22 protein-coding genes are annotated in these 19,000 nt (G+C 58.1%); 12 read left to right on the plus strand and 10 right to left on the minus strand.

Features of this window, described 5'->3' with window-relative positions; all coding sequences use genetic code 11:
• Positions 1-407: 407 nt before the first annotated feature.
• A complete protein-coding gene (locus tag NOR51B_RS00765; protein WP_040481478.1) occupies positions 408-893 on the minus strand; it encodes a 6-pyruvoyl trahydropterin synthase family protein in 486 nt (161 codons plus the stop codon).
• A 166-nt stretch (positions 894-1,059) separates the two neighbouring features.
• Between NOR51B_RS00765 and NOR51B_RS00770 the strand changes: the two genes are divergently transcribed.
• Both NOR51B_RS00770 and NOR51B_RS00775 read left to right on the plus strand, forming a co-directional pair.
• The gene (locus tag NOR51B_RS00770; RefSeq protein WP_009018983.1) at positions 1,060-1,770 is read left to right on the plus strand and encodes an SDR family NAD(P)-dependent oxidoreductase; all 711 of its coding nucleotides are present in this window, start codon (positions 1,060-1,062) and stop codon (positions 1,768-1,770) included.
• Positions 1,771-1,773: 3 nt separating this feature from the next.
• Entirely contained in the window at positions 1,774-2,550 is a 777-nt protein-coding gene (locus NOR51B_RS00775; RefSeq protein WP_009019138.1) for a queuosine precursor transporter, read from the plus strand.
• Here the strand turns inward: NOR51B_RS00775 and hda are convergent.
• From hda to NOR51B_RS00790, 3 genes are read right to left on the minus strand one after another with little or no spacing between them, the layout of a single operon-like run.
• Complete coding sequence (gene hda / locus NOR51B_RS00780; protein WP_009021218.1) at positions 2,525-3,238, minus strand: DnaA regulatory inactivator Hda; 714 nt, start codon at positions 3,236-3,238, stop codon at positions 2,525-2,527. The genes NOR51B_RS00775 and hda overlap by 26 nt on opposite strands.
• Complete coding sequence (locus NOR51B_RS00785; protein ID WP_009021725.1) at positions 3,231-4,301, minus strand: AI-2E family transporter; 1,071 nt, start codon at positions 4,299-4,301, stop codon at positions 3,231-3,233. The genes hda and NOR51B_RS00785 overlap by 8 nt, the downstream gene beginning before the upstream one ends.
• Positions 4,298-5,326, minus strand: a complete 1,029-nt coding sequence (locus tag NOR51B_RS00790; RefSeq protein ID WP_009020232.1) for a DUF2066 domain-containing protein — start codon at positions 5,324-5,326, stop codon at positions 4,298-4,300. The genes NOR51B_RS00785 and NOR51B_RS00790 overlap by 4 nt, the downstream gene beginning before the upstream one ends.
• Before the next feature lie 111 nt (positions 5,327-5,437).
• Between NOR51B_RS00790 and purM the strand changes: the two genes are divergently transcribed.
• From purM to NOR51B_RS00805, 3 genes are read left to right on the plus strand one after another with little or no spacing between them, the layout of a single operon-like run.
• Complete coding sequence (gene purM / locus NOR51B_RS00795; protein WP_009018823.1) at positions 5,438-6,481, plus strand: phosphoribosylformylglycinamidine cyclo-ligase; 1,044 nt, start codon at positions 5,438-5,440, stop codon at positions 6,479-6,481.
• Positions 6,481-7,146 (plus strand): phosphoribosylglycinamide formyltransferase, encoded by a 666-nt coding sequence (purN, locus tag NOR51B_RS00800; RefSeq protein ID WP_009020268.1) that lies wholly within the window; start codon positions 6,481-6,483, stop codon positions 7,144-7,146. Before purM ends, purN begins: the two co-directional genes overlap by 1 nt.
• Entirely contained in the window at positions 7,143-7,868 is a 726-nt protein-coding gene (locus NOR51B_RS00805) for a DUF3108 domain-containing protein (RefSeq protein ID WP_050759380.1), read from the plus strand. The genes purN and NOR51B_RS00805 overlap by 4 nt, the downstream gene beginning before the upstream one ends.
• Before the next feature lie 7 nt (positions 7,869-7,875).
• Here the strand turns inward: NOR51B_RS00805 and dcd are convergent, their stop codons facing one another.
• Both dcd and apbC read right to left on the minus strand, forming a co-directional pair.
• Positions 7,876-8,442, minus strand: a complete 567-nt coding sequence (gene dcd, locus NOR51B_RS00810; RefSeq protein WP_040481483.1) for a dCTP deaminase — start codon at positions 8,440-8,442, stop codon at positions 7,876-7,878.
• Positions 8,443-8,471: 29 nt separating this feature from the next.
• The gene (gene apbC / locus NOR51B_RS00815; RefSeq protein WP_407635209.1) at positions 8,472-9,299 is read right to left on the minus strand and encodes an iron-sulfur cluster carrier protein ApbC; all 828 of its coding nucleotides are present in this window, start codon (positions 9,297-9,299) and stop codon (positions 8,472-8,474) included.
• A gap of 125 nt (positions 9,300-9,424) precedes the next feature.
• Here apbC and metG point away from each other — a divergent pair, with 125 nt between their 5' ends.
• From metG to NOR51B_RS00850, 7 genes are all read left to right on the plus strand, one after another.
• A complete protein-coding gene (gene metG / locus NOR51B_RS00820) occupies positions 9,425-11,071 on the plus strand; it encodes a methionine--tRNA ligase (protein WP_081443856.1) in 1,647 nt (548 codons plus the stop codon).
• Between the two features lie 91 nt (positions 11,072-11,162).
• Positions 11,163-11,741, plus strand: coding sequence for an electron transport complex subunit RsxA (rsxA, locus tag NOR51B_RS00825; protein ID WP_009018916.1), 579 nt, complete (start codon positions 11,163-11,165; stop codon positions 11,739-11,741).
• Between the two features lie 5 nt (positions 11,742-11,746).
• Positions 11,747-12,349: an electron transport complex subunit RsxB gene (gene rsxB / locus NOR51B_RS00830; protein WP_009021446.1), complete on the plus strand. Its 603-nt coding sequence runs from the start codon at positions 11,747-11,749 to the stop codon at positions 12,347-12,349.
• Positions 12,346-13,878: an electron transport complex subunit RsxC gene (gene rsxC, locus NOR51B_RS00835; RefSeq protein WP_009021247.1), complete on the plus strand. Its 1,533-nt coding sequence runs from the start codon at positions 12,346-12,348 to the stop codon at positions 13,876-13,878. The genes rsxB and rsxC overlap by 4 nt, the downstream gene beginning before the upstream one ends.
• Positions 13,878-14,897, plus strand: a complete 1,020-nt coding sequence (gene rsxD / locus NOR51B_RS00840; protein ID WP_009019774.1) for an electron transport complex subunit RsxD — start codon at positions 13,878-13,880, stop codon at positions 14,895-14,897. The genes rsxC and rsxD overlap by 1 nt, the downstream gene beginning before the upstream one ends.
• Positions 14,898-15,548: an electron transport complex subunit RsxG gene (gene rsxG / locus NOR51B_RS00845; protein ID WP_040481486.1), complete on the plus strand. Its 651-nt coding sequence runs from the start codon at positions 14,898-14,900 to the stop codon at positions 15,546-15,548.
• Complete coding sequence (locus tag NOR51B_RS00850; RefSeq protein ID WP_009018815.1) at positions 15,545-16,258, plus strand: electron transport complex subunit E; 714 nt, start codon at positions 15,545-15,547, stop codon at positions 16,256-16,258. The genes rsxG and NOR51B_RS00850 overlap by 4 nt, the downstream gene beginning before the upstream one ends.
• Here the strand turns inward: NOR51B_RS00850 and NOR51B_RS00855 are convergent.
• Genes NOR51B_RS00855 through NOR51B_RS00870 form a run of 4 tightly spaced genes read right to left on the minus strand, consistent with a single transcriptional unit; the run spans position 16,246 to position 18,812 of the window.
• The gene (locus NOR51B_RS00855) at positions 16,246-16,671 is read right to left on the minus strand and encodes a hypothetical protein (protein ID WP_040481489.1); all 426 of its coding nucleotides are present in this window, start codon (positions 16,669-16,671) and stop codon (positions 16,246-16,248) included. The genes NOR51B_RS00850 and NOR51B_RS00855 overlap by 13 nt on opposite strands.
• Before the next feature lie 4 nt (positions 16,672-16,675).
• Positions 16,676-17,191, minus strand: a complete 516-nt coding sequence (gene rimI / locus NOR51B_RS00860; protein WP_050759382.1) for a ribosomal protein S18-alanine N-acetyltransferase — start codon at positions 17,189-17,191, stop codon at positions 16,676-16,678.
• Positions 17,155-17,910 (minus strand): hypothetical protein, encoded by a 756-nt coding sequence (locus tag NOR51B_RS00865; RefSeq protein ID WP_009020816.1) that lies wholly within the window; start codon positions 17,908-17,910, stop codon positions 17,155-17,157. Before NOR51B_RS00865 ends, rimI begins: the two co-directional genes overlap by 37 nt.
• A 59-nt stretch (positions 17,911-17,969) precedes the next feature.
• Positions 17,970-18,812 (minus strand): glycosyltransferase, encoded by an 843-nt coding sequence (locus tag NOR51B_RS00870; protein ID WP_009020371.1) that lies wholly within the window; start codon positions 18,810-18,812, stop codon positions 17,970-17,972.
• Positions 18,813-19,000 lie beyond the last annotated feature (188 nt).

Raw genomic sequence — 19,000 nt, forward strand, 5'->3', positions numbered from 1 at the left:
GTCGACGGCACTGGGCGTCGAGCGGCCCCAGGTGCTGCCGACCACTCTGATCATCGGTCCCGAAAGCCACGTGGTAGCCACCCTGATCGGTCCCCAAACTGCCGAATCGCTCAAGGCGACACTGCTGGAGTACGGTTATGGCGCGCCGAAAGGCGATTTGAAGCGCCGGGATGGGTGAGGAAGCCCCACACAAAATGAGGGCAAAAAAACGCCGGCTCTAAGGCCGGCGAAAGAAGGAGCCACTCATGACGGGGAGAATCTGAAACTGCAGATTCTGACTGCCACGACGTTTCCCACGCACTGTCCCCGCATCAGTGCCGCCGTAGCAACTGTAGGGTATGACCCGGACCATTGTAAAAAGTTCACAAATTTCTAAAATTATTTAATTATTTTTTCGTCGGCGAGAATCAGGGTTCCGGCGCCCATACCGCGGCACCTGTCTGGCCCGGCCCGGTTGACACACATAACTCGACCCCGGTCAGCGATGGGTCGTCATAGGTCGCGATCAATTCGCCAAGCAGATAGTGCGCCAACTCTTCAACAGTGACATTGACGATGGGCAGCACAATGGTCTCATCGGCGGGAAACGTAATGGTCTTACCATTGTGGGTGGCCTTGATTTCAGTCTCACCCAGCTCGAGGGTTTGGTGGGGTGAATTCGCCGCGAGCAGCATGTATTCATCAAGGCGATCGCAAAGCGCCTGAATTCGACGCTTGTAAACGTTGTAATCGGCCGAGAAACCATTGTCCCCCATCAACGCCTCCAGACGCACCGACACGGAGTAGTTGTGACCATGCAGGCGCTCGCGCTCGGTGGCGGTAAAAATGGTGTAATGCGCCGCAGAGAATTTGTGCGCTTCCTTGTCGATATAGAGTGTTGTGGTTCGCGTCATAGCCCGCTCCGCCAGAAAAAGAAGTCGCATGGTGACGGATGTGGGGTCATGACAGCAACTGAAACCATTTCAATACGGGCAACGTAAGCATTCCCTGATGGCAGTGACATCCGGCACCATCTGGCCCGGGCACCCTCGACACCAGTAACAAGGAACCCTTCCAACTATGTCAAAAATCGCGATTATCTCTGGCGCCAGCGCCGGCATCGGTACAGCGGCTGCTGAGCAATTCCTCGAGCTGGGATTTCACGTCGTTAATGTCTCGCGGCGTCCCTGCCCGATTGATGGCGTTGAGGATTGTTGTGGCGATTTGTCGAACGAAGCGGGAACTCGCACCATCGCCTCAGACCTGGTCACCGTCCTCCACGAACGGCGGGCCGACGCGGTCTGCCTGGTTCACAACGCGGCATTGATGCTCAAGGATAGCTGCGAGTCCTGTGCCGATGACGATCTCGCCCGCGTGCTGCGGATCAATGTGGCCGCCGTCAACTCGCTCAATCGCGCGCTGATTCCGCACCTTCCAAGGGGATCGAGCGTGATTTACGTGGGCTCTACACTCGCGGAAAAGGCGGTCGCCGGCACGTTTAGCTACGTCGTCTCCAAGCACGCCCAACTGGGAATGATGCGCGCTACCTGTCAGGATCTGATGGGCCGGGGCATTCACACCTCGATGATTTGCCCGGGTTTCACCGATACCGAGATGTTGCGTGCCCATTTGGGCAATGACCCCGAGATCCTAGAGGCCATCAGCCAGACGAATAGCTTCAAGCGCCTGGTATTACCTTCGGAGATCGCTGAAATGCTGATATGGGCCCATCACAATCCGGTCATCAACGGCTCGGTCATCCACGGCAATCTCGGTCAACTGGAGCACTGATCGATGGCGCTGATGTTGAGGGAACGCCGCGAGCGGGTCTTCCTCGTGCTGGCAGGAATTTTCCTGTGCGCCATGACCTTGCTCAACGTGGTCGGCATTACGCGATTTATCCAGCTGGGGCCCCTGGCGCTGGCGGTGGGGGTGCTGCCCTACCCACTCACCTTCCTCTGCACCGATCTGATTTGTGAGCTGTATGGGCGCGCCCGCGCCAACTTTCTCGTCAGCCTCGGGCTTGGCCTCAACGTCTTTATCCTCGCAGTGCTCACGCTGGGTGATCTCGCGCCCTCGGTACCGGCTGAGAACATGCCCCCCTGGCAGATATTGTCATTGTCCGCCCCCGTCGCCCTGCCCAATGGCGAGCTGGTCGATGGAGAAATTGGCCTGTACCAATTGATCTACGCGACCACTTCCGGCGCCGTTTTTGCCTCCATGCTGGCCTACATAGCCGCCCAATATTGCGATGTTCAGCTGTTTCACTTCTGGCGTCGGCTGACCAACGGCAGGCATTTGTGGCTGCGAAACAACTTCAGCACCCTGTTAAGCCAAATGGTCGATTCAGTGATGGTGGTCACGGTGACCTTCGGCGCGGTCTTTCTGCGCGGTGAAATGGCGTTCAATACCCTGCTGGTATTGGTGGGCAGCAACTACGCATTTAAAGCCCTGGCCGCGCTGCTGGACACCATACCGCTCTATCTACTGGTCGCCTGGCTTCGCAAATACCTGCAACTGGGCGAGCACGAATATGCCGTCGTTGTCACCGATCCGGAGACAGCAGTTTAAGCTCCTTGATCAGCGGGATGGTGACCAGGCGATGACGCGCCAGCGCGGCAGTATCCAGCTTTTCCAGTAATGCCATGACCGCATGGCTGTCACGGGGTGCCCGGGTGACGATGTAGCGTTTCACTTCAGCACTCAGGGTGATGCCCCGGTGTCCGGCACGCAGATCAAGCATACGCTCCAGCGAATCATCATCCGGGCGTGGCAGGCGAAAGGCCGCCAGGCTACCCAGACGGGACTGCAGGTCAGCCAGCGTGAAATCGATTTGCGAGGCGGTTGATGACGCCGAGACCAGCAATCGCGTACCACTACCGACGCATAAATTGAAGGCGTGGAAAAGCGCCTCCTCCCAGGATGAATCGCCAGCGATACGATCAATATCATCCAATGCAACCAGTGACAGCGCATCAATACCATCGAGCACCTGCGCGGCGGGGTAGTCAGCAAATTCGGCGAGTGGAATATACAGAGCAGGCGCTGTGGTCGCCGCACAACTGGCCTGCAGGAGGTGGCTTTTGCCACTGCCGGCGCCACCAAACAGATAGCCCCCCGCCGATTCGTGATTGTCCTTCAGCCAATCAACCGCCAACTCGCTAGTGGTATCGGCAGCAAAATTATCGAAGGTTGCTTCCGCATCGAGGGCAATGGCCAGCGGAAGCTGACCCGCGGTTGAGAATGGACGATCAGTCACGATGGTAGGCGTCACTCGCTCGATAGTGGGTGATCGCATGTCGTGTGAAAACAAGGAGCACCGCTGCAACGGGTAATGCGACCAGCACGCCGGTGAAACCCGCGACCTGCCCACCGGCCATCAAGGCGAAGATAACAGCGACCGGGTGCAAACCAATACGATCGCCAACCAATAGCGGCGTGAGGAACCAGCTTTCAATGGTCTGGCCCACCCCAAAGACCAGAGCAACCCAGATAAGGGGTAGCCACTCACCCCCAAACTGAAACCAGGCCACCGCCAGCGAACTGCCCACGCCGACAACAGCACCCGCGTAAGGAATGATACTGGCGAGGCCGGCAGCCGTACCGAGAACCACTGCAACATCGAGACCCACAATCAGCAAACCAACGCTGTACATCAGCGCCTGAGCCAGCATGACCAGGAACTGACCGCGCAGAAACGCCCCGAGTACATCATCGGCCTCCGCCACCATCAGCGAGAGGTTTTCCTGCCAGGGCCTGGGTATAAGATCCAGGGTGGCCTCCATCAACCGATCCCAATCGCGCATCAAATAAAACGCCACTACCGGGATGAGCGCGATATTGAAAAGAATAGTTGCCACATCGATCCCCGACGTCGTCAAGCGGCGGAGGGTATCGGTGATCAATTTTCCGAGGGATTGCCAGTTGGCCGCGAGCTCCTGCTCCCAGTCAATATTGGGCAACTTCACCGGACTCAGACTCATTTTGCTCTGAAACCAGGGTAAGGCGTCGCCGGCCAGCCACTGATAGATCTCAGGAATCTGGCGTACCAACTGATCGAGCTGGCTCAACAACATCGGGATCAGGAACGCGAGAATCGCTGACAATCCGAGAATGAAGATCACGAAAACGGCAGCAACGCCGCCCGACCTCGACCAACCGCGTGCTTCCAGCCGGTCGACAACGGGATCGCCAAGGTAACCCAGAAGCCCACCGACCACGAAGGGCATCAGTATCGGATGCAATACATAAAAAAGTAGCACAGCGATCGCGAACGCGCCGATAACCAGTGGCATTCGGGTGAATTCAGGCGTTGGGCTCACGGCGCCATCCAGCGCAGCGACACCTGCTGCTCGGCCGATGAATCGAGAACCGACACGGCGCTGCCCTGCGGAAGCAGCCGGAGCAGCGTCTCGTTGTCATCAATGCCACTCAGCCGAAAGACTACCGCATCCGCCTCTATGGCGACCGTCTGTAAAAATTCAATCACATCAATACTTGATAGAAGCTCACTCACTGACTGGTATTGGTCGTAGTTGTCGACACCTTCAACCCTGACAATCAGGTGAGAAGTGCCCGCCAGGTCAATCAATGCCACGCCATATTGCTGCGCCATGGAATCGACAGCGAGATCAACCGCTGGCGCAACGGCGGCCATCAAATCCTCGCTGCGGCTTTGCCGGGTCATCCTGGACTCGGAGTCAAAGTAGAGCCAATCACAGAGTATCGCGCCGCTCGACAATTCGACCAGGCGGCCCACCAACACATGGTCGGTGCCGTAGCGTCTGGAACCCAATTGCAGTTGCGGCAGCGCCTTTTGCCAAACCGTCTCAGTGGTGATCGTGGCCTGATCCTCGAGATCGTGCAGTGGCAAACGCAGATCGACGCCGCGATTTGAGAACCCCTCACGCAGCCCCTCGATCAGCTCGATATCGGTGGCCGGATCGGCAAAACGGCGGCCGGATGGACCATCCAGCACCAACCACGCCAATACCGGCGGCCGCTGTTCAGGCCAGTACATCGCGCCTGATCGCCGCAAAATACCTTTTATCAGGTCAGGATCAAACTGTACGAATAATACCCGCTGGTCCCCCACCGTGGTGTAGCGGTAGAGCGATACATTGCCCGCCGCCTTGGCCAGTGCGGCCGCCGCCTCGGGCATCTCGAGCACCGCCTCACTCCCTGAGACACGCACAAGCACCCGCGCCAGTGCCTGTCGGGCTGACGTCCGAAAAGCCTGCTCACCGCGATCGGCCGTGTCCACCGAGGCCGCATAAAATGGGTCGTCAGCACGCGCTGGCAGCGCGACGAGCGTCAGCAGCAACGCCACGGCGGCAAATAACTTCATGGGATCTCCGAATTGCCAGGAATGTGAAAGTTTACCAGCCTAAACGGCCCCGGTCGCTTTCCTGAGCGAGCCACAGCAAGTAATCTGTTGCACCCTTCAAGAGGATCGCCAATGGACGACCTGGACCCGAACAAGCCGTCACTCACCTACCGTGACGCCGGCGTTGATATTGATGCCGGCAACAGGCTCGTGGAGCGAATAAAGTCTGTTAGCGCGAAAACCCGTCGGCCGGAGGTGCTCTCTGGCCTGGGTGGCTTCGGAGCACTCTGTTCGCTACCGGAAAACTATCGACAGCCGGTATTGGTGTCCGGTACCGATGGTGTCGGGACCAAGTTAAAGCTTGCCCTCGATATGGGGCGCCACGACACCATTGGTATTGATCTGGTTGCCATGTGCAGTAATGACATCGCCGTCGTTGGCGCTGAACCGCTACTCTTCCTCGATTATTACGCCACGGGGCAGCTCGATATCGATGTCGCCGCCGCCGTTGTCACGGGTATTGGCGAGGGTTGTGCCCGCGCCGGGGCGGCCCTGGTGGGCGGCGAGACTGCTGAGATGCCAGGCATGTACACCCCCGGCGATTATGATCTGGCGGGCTTTTGTGTCGGCGTCGTCGAGCGCGACAAAATCATCGACGGCAGCAAGGTCGGCGCCGGTGATGTGCTGATCGCATTGCCCTCCAGCGGGCCACATTCCAACGGTTATTCGCTGATCCGAAAGATCATCGAGGTTACGGGAGCAAGCCTCGATGAAGGCTTTGATGGTCGTACCCTTGGGGAGGTCCTGCTCGAACCGACGAGAATCTACAATCGACAGCTTCTCAGGCTTCAAAATGAAGTTCGCGTGCATGCCATGGCCCATATTACGGGGGGCGGTCTGGTCGAAAACATTCCGCGAGTCTTACCTGACGACTGCGGTGCAGAGATTGACCTGTCAACCTGGCAACTTCCGCCGGTATTCGAATGGCTGCGCGAAGGGGGCAATCTCGAAGCCAATGAGCTCTACAGGACGTTCAACTGCGGTGTAGGCATGGTGCTGGTTGTAGCGAAAGAAAAAGCCGAGGTCACCATCGAGATTCTCGCGGAGCTGGAAATGCCCAGTTGGCAGATTGGACACGTCGTTACCGGTGATCACGAAGTGAGCTTTATCCACTGATGGCATCAGGCCGCACACTGTTACCGCGCCTGACCGTCCTGATTTCGGGTCGAGGATCGAATATGGAAGCGCTGTTAAGCGCCTGTAACAGCGGCGCCCTGAGCGCTGAAATTGGCTGCGTCATCAGTAATCGAGCCGATGCCGGCGGGCTTAAAACGGCCCGGGATCACGACATCGAGACGGCGGTTGTGCCGCACACGGAATTCCCAACACGGGACGACTTCGACCGGGCTTTGGCGGCACGGGTGTTACAGTCTGATCCCGAACTGGTTGTGCTCGCTGGCTTTATGCGTATTCTGGGGGTTTCATTCCTCGACCATTTCGACGGCCGGCTGATGAATATCCACCCTTCCCTGCTCCCCAAATATCCGGGACTTAACACCCATCAGCGGGCCATAGATAATGGCGACCGTCACGGTGGCGCCACCGTGCACTACACCACCGGGGAGCTCGATGGCGGACCGCCCATCATTCAGGCGCGCGAGCCGATCGGGCCCGATGATAACGCCGACGCGCTGGCCGCGCGGGTGCTGCGCCTCGAACACAGTATTTACCCGCTGGCCGTGCAATGGCATGTGACGGGGCGGCTCGATTATAACGGTGGCGAACCACTGCTCGATGGCGAACCTCTACCCGAAACCGGCTATTTATGGCAATCGCAATGAAGTACCTGATATCACTAACGGCCTTGACCTTTTGGGGGTTGTCCATGCTTTCGTTCGCGGAAGACACGGGTTCCCCAGTTCTTTCCGAGTACGAGGTGCGCTACGAGACGACAGCGATGGGCTTTGGCATCACGCTGACGCGCACATTAAGCAAGGATCACGAGACCTATACCCTGCGTAACGCCGGGGAAATATTCGTGGCGAGCATCGAAGAAAAGGCGATTTTCTCGGTGGAAGACGATCACATCATCGGCCAGGATTTCTTCTATCGCCTTACGGGACTGGTCAGACGCAAGCGAGAAGTCCATTTTGACCGTGAAGCCGGGGTTATTCGCAGTCTGCGCAAGGGAGAGTGGTCAGAGCATCCCTGGCAGGACAACGTCCTCGATCGCCTGAGTCAACAGGAACAGCTCCGACTCACGCTGCTGAGCGCAGAAACACCGCCCGAAACATTATCTTTCGAAGTCGTTGATGGCGAGCGAATCAAAAGCCGACAACTCGCCCTGGTCGGAGAGGAAATCATCGATACCGCCGTTGGGCAGCTGGATACCGTGCGTTATCGGAGGGTGTTTGATGATCCGGAGGAGCGGGCCTCGGATATCTGGCTGGCCAAGGATTTTGATTATGTGATGGTTCTCACCCGGCATGATGAAGACGGCACCGATATCGAAATCAGCCTGAAAGACGGAACCATTGACGGTAGACCCCTCGAGGGGTCTTGATTGCCCGTCAGGCTTTCGGCAATGTGACACCGCGCTGACCCTGGTATTTTCCACCGCGATCGGCATAGCTCGTTTCACAGACTTCGTCAGATTCAAAAAACAACATCTGCGCCACGCCCTCATTGGCATAAATCTTTGCCGGCAATGTGGTGGTGTTTGAGAACTCCAGCGTCACATGGCCCTCCCATTCGGGCTCCAGTGGGGTGACATTGACGATGATCCCGCATCGCGCATAGGTCGACTTACCCAGACAAATCGTCAACACGTTCCGCGGAATGCGAAAATACTCAACGGTAGACGCGAGGGCAAAGGAATTGGGGGGGATTACACACTGATCGCCCTCAACATGAACAAAACTGTTCTCATCAAAGTTTTTCGGATCGACGGTGGCCGAATTGATATTGGTGAAAATCTTGAACTCGCGGCTACACCGGACATCGTAGCCATAACTCGAAGTGCCATAGGAGATCAGTTTCCGATCACCGTCAGCACGCACCTGTTGCGCTGCAAAGGGCTCGATCATCCCCTCGTTCTCGGCCATACGGCGGATCCATCGATCTGACTTGATACTCAACGTGCTCTCCCTAAAAAAACCGTGTTCGATTAATCGTCACTCATGGTGATCGTGGGTGCCGATGCTGAATCGGCATCGGCATCGGCATCGGTGATGGTGGCGGCCAGACGATCTGACGCTTCAAAGAACCGCCGCGCCTCGTCCGAGTCGGGCAGTGACGTAGCGAGCGGCTTACCACCATCCGCATACTCCCTCATTGTTATCGATAGCGGAAGGCTTGCTAACACCGGAACGCCGTATTCCTCCGCCAGACGCTGGCCCCCCGCCTCTCCGAACAGGTGTTCGCTATGACCGCAGGCGGCGCATACGTGAACCGCCATATTTTCAATAATTCCCAGTACCGGCACATCGACCTTGGCAAACATTTCGATACCCTTACGCGCATCCAACAACGCAATGTCCTGCGGGGTCGTCACGATGACGGCGCCGGTCAATGCGGTTTTCTGCGACAGCGTCAGCTGGATGTCACCAGTCCCGGGGGGCATGTCGATCAGCAGTATGTCGAGGTCACCCCACAAGGTTTGTTCGAGCATCTGCATCAGGGCTCCACTGGCCATGGGCCCGCGCCATACAGAGGGCGTTCGCTCATTGGTAAGAAACCCCATGGACATTGCCTGAACGCCGTGTGCCGTTATCGGCAGCAAGTACTTGCCATCGCGCTGATCCGGTGTCACTGAATCGGCAACGCCCAGCATGGTACGCATGCTCGGGCCGTAAATATCGGCGTCGAGCAGACCCACTGACCAGCCCCGCTCGGCGAGCGCTACTGCGAGATTCACGGTCACGGTGGACTTACCCACGCCTCCTTTTCCGGAGGCGACCGCCACTATTCGCTTTGGAAGATTACTCAATGCCATATCCCTGAAGCCAAATCGGCATCCAGTATAGCGTTTGCTGCGGTTCACCATGAAAGCCGCGGCCGCTTCGGTTAAACTCTGTCGGCTCAAATCCACGCCCTATCGGGCATCGACGATACCTTTTTATGCCAACCGCCAAACGGAAGATCCTGGTTACATCCGCTCTGCCCTACGCCAACGGCCCGTTGCACCTGGGCCATATGCTCGAGCAGATTCAAACCGACATCTGGGTGCGCTTTCAGCGCTCTCGGGGACACCAGTGCCATTATGTCTGCGCCGATGATGCCCACGGTACCGCCATCATGCTGTCAGCCGAGCGCCAGGGAGTCACCCCCGAAGTCCTGATTGATCGTGTTCGCAGCGACCATATGGCGTCATCCGAGGGTTTTCTGGTCGAGTTCGATAATTTTTATTCGACCCATTCCCCGGAAAATCAGCAGTGGTCTGAGCGCATCTTCCGCGATTTGGAATCGGGGGGACATATTGCGGTTCGCGAGGTCATTCAGGCCTTTGATGAAGAGAAAGGCCTTTTTCTGTCGGACCGGTTTATCAAGGGTACTTGTCCGACGTGCAAGACGGCGGGCCAATATGGCGATAACTGCGAGGCCTGTGGCGCCACCTACACACCCGCCGATCTGATTGATCCGGTGTCTGCACTTTCAGGCTCTGTGCCCATCGAGAAAGCGTCCGATCATATTTTCTTCCAACTCAGCCACTTCCAGGAACTCCTCGAAGGCTGGGTGGCCACTGATGCCTTGCAAAGCGCTATCGCCAACAAACTGCGTGAATGGATCGATGCCGGGCTTCAGGACTGGGATATCAGTCGCGATTCACCTTATTTCGGTTTTGAAATCCCCGGGCACCCGGGCAAGTATTTCTACGTTTGGCTGGATGCACCCATTGGCTACATTGCCGCCTGGGAGAATCACTGTCAGCGAACCGGTGAGGATTTTGACAGCTACTGGAAATCACCCACTGATACCGAGCTCTATCATTTTATCGGCAAAGACATTATCAATTTCCACGGACTCTTCTGGCCCGCCATGCTGCATTGTGCGGGATTGCGTATGCCCAGCGCCATTTTTGTGCACGGCTTTCTTACCGTCGATGGCACGAAGATGTCGAAGAGCCGCGGAACATTCATCATGGCGCGCACGTATCTCGACCATCTCGATCCCGAGTACCTGCGCTACTACTTCGCCGCCAAGTTGTCTTCAGGGGTTGACGACATAGATCTCAACCTCAGTGACTTCGTTCAGCGGGTCAACTCGGATCTGGTCGGCAAGGTCGTCAATATCGCCAGCCGTTGCGCGGGTTTTCTGCGCAAGCGTTTTGACAATCAACTGGCCGACACCTGTGACGAACCGGAGCTCGTCGCCGACTTTATCAATCAGGGCTCGTCCATTGCAGAGCACTATGAGAACCTCGAATTCAATCGCGCCATGCGCGATATCATTGCCCTGGCAGACCGCGCCAACCAATATATTGACGAGAAGAAGCCCTGGGTCATGGCCAAGGAAGAGGGCCGAGAGAGCGAGGTCCAGGCGGTCTGCAGCGTGGGGATTAACCTGTTTCGCATACTGATGACCTACCTCAAGCCCGTGCTACCCGGCATGGCGGAACGTGCCGAGGACTTTATGCAATTATCGCTGGACTGGCATCAACTTGACGGGCCACTCACGGACCACGGGCTCAATAATTTCAAGCCGCTGCTGCAACGGGTGGATCCGGAAGCGGTTGCGGCAATGGTCGACGCCAGCAAATCAGGTTGATTAAAGTCAAAAAAGACACAATCTGATTGTTGCCAGGGGCTTTTATATCTAAAATGATGGAAATGGCAGTTTTTTATAACGGAGCATAGCAATGCTGGCGGATTACGCCCTGCTGTTGATCGGGGCGGTACTGGTGAACAACTTCGTTCTCGTACAGTTTCTGGGCTTGTGCCCCTTTATGGGGGTGTCCAACAAGCTGGAGACCGCCATGGGTATGTCTGCGGCAACCACATTTGTGCTCACCCTCGCCTCTGTATGCAGTTATCTAACCTACAACTACCTGCTCGAACCCCTCGGGCTCGGCTATTTGCGGACCATCAGTTTCATTCTGGTCATCGCGGTGGTGGTGCAGTTCACTGAAATGGTCGTGCGAAAATCAAGCCCTCTGCTGCATCGGGTACTGGGCGTTTATCTACCCCTGATTACCACTAACTGCGCGGTGCTCGGCGTCGCGTTGCTCAACATCACCAAGTCCCTGAGTTTTTCCCAGTCGCTGTTTTACGGCTTTGGTGCCGCCGTCGGGTTCTCGCTGGTACTCGTCCTGTTCGCCGCAATGCGCGAGCGTCTCGCGGTCGCTGACGTCCCCGAGCCTTTCCAGGGCGCCGCCATTGGCATGATTACCGCCGGGCTGGCATCCCTCGCCTTCATGGGCTTTCAGGGGCTGGTCTGAAGCCAATGGGGGCGTTAATCGATCAGTTTCCAGTACTTGCAGCCGTGGCCGCGTTGCTTGGCCTCGGGGTTATTTTCGGGGCAATTCTGGGCTTTGCTTCGGTGCGCTTTCGCACCGAGGGCAACCCGCTCGCCGATCAGATCAACGAAATACTGCCCCAGACCCAGTGTGGTCAATGCGGCTACCCCGGCTGCCGACCCTACGCTGAGGCGATTGCCGACGGGGACGCGATCAATAAATGTCCGCCCGGTGGCGAGGAAACCATTCAGGATCTGGCCCATCTTCTCGACGTAGAGCCCGAGCCCCTCGACGCGGAACACGGTGTTGAGAAAGAGCCCGCGGTTGCCTACATCCGTGAAGACGAGTGCATCGGCTGTACCAAGTGTATTCAGGCCTGTCCGGTCGATGCCATTCTCGGTGCGGCCAAACTGATGCACACCGTCATCGTTGACGAGTGCACGGGGTGTGACCTCTGCGTTGAGCCCTGTCCGGTAGACTGTATTGATATGATCCCACGGAAATCCGGCATTGCCAGCTGGCATTGGTCACTGCCCGAGGAAGACCCGGTGCGAACACGCATTATCGCCACCGACGGGGCTGCCGCGTGAGAAAAATCCATGACATTCACGGCGGTATTCATCCACCCGAGCGCAAGGCGCTGTCGCGTCCCGGCGAATTGCAGACGCCACCGATGCCGGGACGCCTGGTTCTTCCCCTGTCGCAGCATATTGGCAAGCCCGCACAGCCCGTTGTGGCGGTGGGCGATCAGGTGCTGGGCGGACAGTTAATCGCCGAGGCCGAAGGACCGGTGAGCGTCCCGGTGCACGCGCCAACCTCGGGAACGATTACGGCGGTCGACCGTTTTGCCATACCTCACGCCTCAGGACTGGAAGACTGCTGTGTTGAAATAGCACCCGACGGTACCGATCGCTGGGTCGAGCTCAACGGCATTGACGATTACCGTGCATTCGAGCCCTCGGAGCTTGTCAGCCTGGCGCGTAACGCAGGGATCGCGGGCATGGGTGGTGCCGGTTTTCCGACTGCCGTGAAATTGATGGCTCGCGAGGGTCGTTCCATTGACACGGTGATTATCAACGGTACCGAGTGCGAGCCCTACATCACGGCTGATGACACCATCATGCAATGTCAGCCACGGGAGATAGTCCTCGGCGCGCAAATGCTGGCCTATATTGTCGGTGCAGAACATATCGTTATTGGCGTAGAGGACAACAAGCCGACTGCATTCGCCGCGATGCGAGACGCGGCCAGCGGCATCGATAACCGTATTGAGGTCGTCAGTTTCCCCACCAAGTATCCCTCGGGTGGTGAGAAGCAGCTGATAGAAATCCTGACCGGCAAGCAGGTCCCCAGCGGCGGGCTGCCGTCGGATATCGGCATTCTCTGCAACAACCCGGGCACCGCGGTCGCCATCTATGAGGCCATCGCCAATGGCCGCCCGCTGACCCGTCGTATCGTCACGCTTACCGGCGAGGCGCTGCAAAATCCTGGTAATTTTGAAGCAATGCTCGGCACCCCCATCAGCCACCTGCTCGATGCCGCGGGATACCGCGCCGAGCAGAATAATCGACTCATCCATGGTGGCCCGATGATGGGCTTTGCACTCCACAGCGCCGATATCCCGATTATTAAAACCACCAACTGTATCCTGGCGCCCACCGAGCAGGAGTTGCCGACACCGGCACCCGCCCAGCCCTGCATACGCTGCGGCATGTGCGCAGAAGCATGCCCCGCCGAACTGCTGCCACAACAACTTTATTGGTTCGCGCGCGCCAAAGATAATGACTCGCTTGAACAGCACAACCTGTTCGATTGCATCGAGTGCGGCGCCTGCTCATGGGTTTGCCCCAGCCAGATACCGCTTGTGCAGTACTACCGGGCCGGCAAAGCGGCGATCAATGAAGCCCGTCAGGAGAAAGTGCGTTCCGACCGGTCACGTGCGCGTTTTGAGGCTCGCCAGGAACGGGTGGAACGCGAAGCCGCCGAGCGCGAGGCCAAACGCGCGCAACGCAAAGCGGCGGCCCAGCGAAAAGCCGAAGGTAGTGATGGCGAAGATCCGGTTAAGGCCGCTATAGCCCGGGCAAAAGCCCGTAAGCAGGCCGAGGAGTCCACCGAATAATGGGACTGCTCACGGTCACCTCACCCCATGCCCACGGGCCGCAGTCGGTCACTCGAGTGATGCGCGCTGTGCTGCTTGCCACGCTCCCGGGCGTTGCCGTCATGACCTATTTTTTTGGTCCCGGCACCCTGCTCAATATCATCGCCGGCGGGCTTGTCGCGCTGGCGCTGGAAGGGCTGGTTATGCGCCTGCGACAGCGTCAGGCAGGGCCGTATCTCCGGGACTACAGCGTGCTCGTAACCTCCACCCTGCTGTGTATTGCCCTGCCCGCCTACACACCGTGGTGGATTGTTGCCGTCGGAGTGGCGAGTTCAGTCCTACTGGGTAAACACGTCTTCGGAGGCCTCGGCTACAACCCATTCAATCCGGCGATGGTCGGTTATGTCGTGTTACTTATTTCATTCCCGGTGCAGATGAGTGCGTGGCCAGCACCACGCGGTCTGGCGGAAGTACCCTCACTGGGCGACAGCTTCGTGGCGTTTTTCCAGGCGAATCAATACGACGGCATTACCATGGCGACCCCTCTCGATCTGCTGCGTCAGAATCAGGGTGAGCTGATGTCTGAATTGACATCGAGCCGCGCCCAGTTCGGGGCACTGGCGGGCGTTGGCTGGGAGTGGATTAATATCGCGTTCCTCGCCGGCGGACTGTGGCTGCTCTACCAGCGCATTTTTACCTGGCACGCCCCGGTAGCGATGCTCGCCGCCCTCACCCTTTCCGCGCTGCTCGGTTACGACGGCGGCAGTTCGACCAGTGGTGGGCCGGTTATGGTCCACCTGCTCAGTGGCGCCACCATCTTTGGCGCCTTCTTCATTATTACCGACCCGGTGAGCTCCGCCGTGTCCAACCGCGGCCGGCTGATCTTCGGTGCCGCCATTGGCGTGCTGGTGTACCTGATCAGGGCGTTCGGCAACTATCCCGACGCACTGGCGTTTGCGGTGTTGATCATGAATTTCGCAGCGCCTTTCATCGATCATTACACCCAGCCACGGGTGTACGGACAGGGGGATAAACGCTAAATGCGCCTGCTACCCGCCATATCCCGCAACAGCCTGCTATTGGGTATTTTTGCCGCGGCAACGACGCTGGTCATTGGTGCGATTTATTCCGCGACCAAGGACGATATCGCGTTGGCAGAGCGAATCGCGGAAGAAAAACAGCTCCTGGAAATCATTCCCAGTGAAAAACACGACAACAGCATGCTGGATGACCACTTCACCGTAGATCGCGAGGCCCCACTGCTGGCTCTGCGTCAGTCACGCCGGGGATACATCGCCCGCGACGGCGACCGTATTATCGGGGTTATCTTGCCGGCGACCGCACGTGACGGCTATAGCGGGGATATCCGCCTGTTGGTCGGCATTTATGTAGATGGTACCGTTGCCGGCGTCAGGGTGGTCACCCATCGGGAGACCCCGGGACTTGGAGATGCCATAGACCTGAAGAAGTCGGACTGGATTCTCGACTTCAGTGGGCGCTCACTGGGCGATCCACCAGCGGAGCAATGGCGCGTTAAAAAGGATGGCGGTATGTTTGATCAGTTCACCGGGGCTACGGTTACCCCGAGAGCCGTCGTCAATGCCACCCGACGCGCACTCGACTATGCCGAGCAAAACAGAGCGCGGCTGTTTACCGCCGACGATGCCATTACGCCTGGGGAGGCAACATGAGTACGCCAAGCTACCGCACGCTGAGCCTCAACGGGCTATGGAAGAACAATCCCGCCCTCGTCCAACTGCTGGGCCTGTGTCCGTTGCTCGCGGTAACCGCATCGGTGGTTAATGCGCTTGGGCTCGCTGTCGCCACGCTCGGGGTTCTGGTCGTATCCAACCTGTCGGTATCGCTGATCAGGGGCGTGGTCTCCGATACCGTGCGGCTGCCCGCCTTTGTCATGATTATTGCAGCGGCGGTCACCGCGACCGAATTGCTCATGCAGGCCTACGCCTACGAGCTCTACCAGATACTGGGCATTTTCTTGCCCCTGATCACCACGAATTGCGTCATTCTGGGTCGCGCCGATGCGTTTGCCTCAAAAAACAGCGTGGTTCCCGCCACCTATGACGGCTTCATTATGGGGCTCGGATTCGGCGTCGTGCTGGTTTTACTCGGCGCCATCAGGGAATTACTGGGCACCGGAGCCCTCTTTGCCAACATGCAGCTATTGTTCGGCGACAGTGCCGCGCAATGGAGGTGGGTTGTGATCGAGGACTACCAGTCATTTTTGCTCGCCATCCTGCCCCCAGGCGCGTTTATCGTCACCGGCTTTCTCATCGCCATCAAGAACATCATCGATACCACACTGGAAAAACGCGCAGCAGCGCGCAGTGCGGCACCCGTAGCGGGATCCAAGCGGGTCCGGGTGACCGGTCAGGTGTCCTGAGAATCGGTGACGAGCAGAGAGTCTCCCAGTACGAGGGTGTCCAGCAATTCAACAACCGCACTGGCATCCATGGCAGCGTCTTCTTCGTCGCAGATATAGGTGACGTACAGCAATACATTGCTGGCGGCCAGATACCACTCCCTGATGTAAGCACCGTCGTCGCGGAAGTCGCCTACCCATCCGCTAAAGGCACCTAGCGTGGCGGATTGCCAGTCGGTGATTTCCGGCGACTCTCCCCTGGCCATCGCCTCAAGCTCCTCGGGTTGAACGTCGCCTACGTCTTTACACAGCGTTGTTAATTCAATTTCGCCGATGTCGTCACTGTCAGCGATTCGCACCACGTCATCATCGTGCTCCGCGCGCCACTCCGGAGGCAGGAGCACGCACCAATGATCTGTTTCAAGAATTTTCAATGCATTATCCCGGTGAAGAATCGGTAGCCTCGAGGGTAAACGCCATCAGTATGGCATCCTCCCGGCCTCCGGCAAGCGGGTAATAGTCGCGTCTGCGTCCCGTCTCCACGAACCCGAGACCGGCGTATAGATGCCGTGCCGCGCGATTGGACTCGCGAACTTCCAGCAGGCAGCGTTCCATACCCAGGCGGCGCAATGCCTGGAGGGACGCCGCCAGCAGTTGCTTGCCGATACCGCGCCCCCGCAAACGTTCTGCGACGCGCAAATCCACAACATCCGCCTCCTCCAGGACCAGGGTGACCCAAATCATGGCCACCAGATCGTCACCGTCATCACAGACTACCCAGCTGTGGCAGGCGCCACTGTCGTATAACTGCTGAAGAAATGATGCGGAGGGGCCGTCGCCCTCCGCCGACAATACGTTAATCCCCGCAAAATCCTGATCGAGCCGACAACGGCGGATCGCGGCTTGTGGCACGTCGGTCAGGGTTTTACCGCATGGGGTCGCATGACCGCCCACGCATCGCGCTTTAAGCGAGTATCAGAGAGCATTTTCGATGTCGACGGTAATCGGAGCACCGTGGACTCCTCCGTGATCTCTACATAGCCCTCGGCGCTCTCGCCGAGTAGCACCGTACCCGCAATCGATGCACCCTGACGCCAGCGTCCCAACAAGCCCGCGATGCTTTGCCGGGCCGCCGTGTGATCCCGGGGGAGGTTCGGATTATCATTGATTGGCCAGTCGAATTGCCGATGCTCAAATGTCGCCGGCGCTCCCGAAAGGGCGCGGGCCATAGCAGCCAGCAAATGCAATTGCTCACTGCGAATCAGTCGATCCGGTAAATACTCGACCCACAACCAGTTCCCCGCTCGTGCCAATAGCAAGCTAAAAGCCGGCGCCGACTGCACCGGAGATTGCATCGGAGATTGTGCCGCAGATGCCAACCCGGGCTTAGCGTCCGGCGTGGCATTCAGCGCCGAGACCGGCTCGCCAGCGACCACCTTTTGCCCATACGGCAAGGCTGTACTCGGCCGCACCCTGCCCTCGGTAGACACTGACGTCGCCTTAGCCGCTGATTCCGGAGGTCGCCATCGTGTCGTTGGGCGGGCTCCCGGCGCATCGTAACGACTCACCAGATTGGCAATACCCAACTGGCTGACCATCCAGCGTCGCCGCTGCTCGTTCGCCCATTGATCGTCGGCCGCAGCAGGGTGTGTAGTGTCATAAGATGCGGTCATGGGGTGTTCCTCGAGCCTGCCAAGGCGATGGCACGGAGTGTGCCACGGAATATGTCCAACTAGAACCAGCGCCACCCGTACTGATTAAAAAAGCGAATCCCGCCAGCGACAAACCAGCGAATATGGCGCCAGCCCTTGGCGGCGGCATTGCCGCCGTGATGAACAATCAGCATGCCGGGTACGCGGTATAAACGACCCCTTGCAGCCAACCTCATCGACAGATCATAGTCCTCAAAATAGAGAAAATAGCGTTCGTCAAAGCCGGACACATCAGTCAGGGCTTCGCGGCGAACCAGCATGCAGCAGCCCGACGCCAACGTAACCGGCTGCGGCTCACCCTGAGTGGACAGATGATGTAACTCGTAGCGCGCGAGACGCTCTGCAAACCGCTGCCGCAGCCATCGGGGCGCAAACGCGCGCAGCGCCAGTACCAGCACCGAGGGGTAGGACTTGGCAAGATACTCCTCCTGCCCCGTGGGCAGTACCGAACGAGGGGCCACAAGCGCACATTTCGCGTCATTCGCAAGGCACGTCAAACCCTCGGTCAGCGCGTTTGTGGCAAGCTCAACGTCTGGATTGAGGATGAGGTGGACGTCCCCATGTGTGCGTGCGATGCCAAGATTTTGGCCTCCTCCGTAGCCTTTGTTCTGCGTCGTCTCAATCAGCAACACAGCCAGATGCGGCCAGCGCGCGTCATCCCCGAGTACATCGCTTATGCGTCGGAAGTAGTCAGAATCCATGCTCTGATCAACCACTGCCACCTCGATCACGCGATCGAGCGCGAGCTGCGCTACCGCCAGATCCAGTGCAACAAGGGCTTTTTCGAGCACCTCGCAATCGCTGTGATACAGCACGATGCTGGCGCTGAGCGGCGACTGACAGGCTGAAGACGCGGGTGACATGGCTGCGCAGCATACCAGCCCGGCGCGAGAAAAAAGCCGTTGGATTCGCTACGGCCCCCTATTTTTTGGTTGATCGCGGATTAGCGTGATTACGCCTAGTGCAATACCTCAATCATTGCCCTGGAGGACATTCACTGACGACCACACCCTCCGTTCTTGAAGTCGGTGAGGCAGACGGGAGTCCTTTG

The organism is Luminiphilus syltensis NOR5-1B, assembly GCF_000158175.1.
In the GTDB taxonomy this organism is placed as follows: Bacteria; Pseudomonadota; Gammaproteobacteria; order Pseudomonadales; family Halieaceae; genus Luminiphilus; species Luminiphilus syltensis.

Bases quoted from the DNA above. Each gene is read 5' to 3' on its own strand.
- NOR51B_RS00765 (WP_040481478.1), bottom strand. From the start codon at position 893: ATGACGCGAACCACAACACTCTATATCGACAAGGAAGCGCACAAATTC.
- NOR51B_RS00770 (WP_009018983.1), top strand. From the start codon at position 1,060: ATGTCAAAAATCGCGATTATCTCTGGCGCCAGCGCCGGCATCGGTACA.
- NOR51B_RS00775 (WP_009019138.1), top strand. From the start codon at position 1,774: ATGGCGCTGATGTTGAGGGAACGCCGCGAGCGGGTCTTCCTCGTGCTG.
- NOR51B_RS00790 (WP_009020232.1), bottom strand. From the start codon at position 5,326: ATGAAGTTATTTGCCGCCGTGGCGTTGCTGCTGACGCTCGTCGCGCTG.
- purM (WP_009018823.1), top strand. From the start codon at position 5,438: ATGGACGACCTGGACCCGAACAAGCCGTCACTCACCTACCGTGACGCC.
- purN (WP_009020268.1), top strand. From the start codon at position 6,481: ATGGCATCAGGCCGCACACTGTTACCGCGCCTGACCGTCCTGATTTCG.
- NOR51B_RS00805 (WP_050759380.1), top strand. From the start codon at position 7,143: ATGAAGTACCTGATATCACTAACGGCCTTGACCTTTTGGGGGTTGTCC.
- apbC (WP_407635209.1), bottom strand. From the start codon at position 9,299: ATGGCATTGAGTAATCTTCCAAAGCGAATAGTGGCGGTCGCCTCCGGA.
- metG (WP_081443856.1), top strand. From the start codon at position 9,425: ATGCCAACCGCCAAACGGAAGATCCTGGTTACATCCGCTCTGCCCTAC.
- rsxA (WP_009018916.1), top strand. From the start codon at position 11,163: ATGCTGGCGGATTACGCCCTGCTGTTGATCGGGGCGGTACTGGTGAAC.
- rsxB (WP_009021446.1), top strand. From the start codon at position 11,747: ATGGGGGCGTTAATCGATCAGTTTCCAGTACTTGCAGCCGTGGCCGCG.
- rsxD (WP_009019774.1), top strand. From the start codon at position 13,878: ATGGGACTGCTCACGGTCACCTCACCCCATGCCCACGGGCCGCAGTCG.
- rsxG (WP_040481486.1), top strand. From the start codon at position 14,898: ATGCGCCTGCTACCCGCCATATCCCGCAACAGCCTGCTATTGGGTATT.
- NOR51B_RS00850 (WP_009018815.1), top strand. From the start codon at position 15,545: ATGAGTACGCCAAGCTACCGCACGCTGAGCCTCAACGGGCTATGGAAG.
- NOR51B_RS00865 (WP_009020816.1), bottom strand. From the start codon at position 17,910: ATGACCGCATCTTATGACACTACACACCCTGCTGCGGCCGACGATCAA.
- NOR51B_RS00870 (WP_009020371.1), bottom strand. From the start codon at position 18,812: ATGTCACCCGCGTCTTCAGCCTGTCAGTCGCCGCTCAGCGCCAGCATC.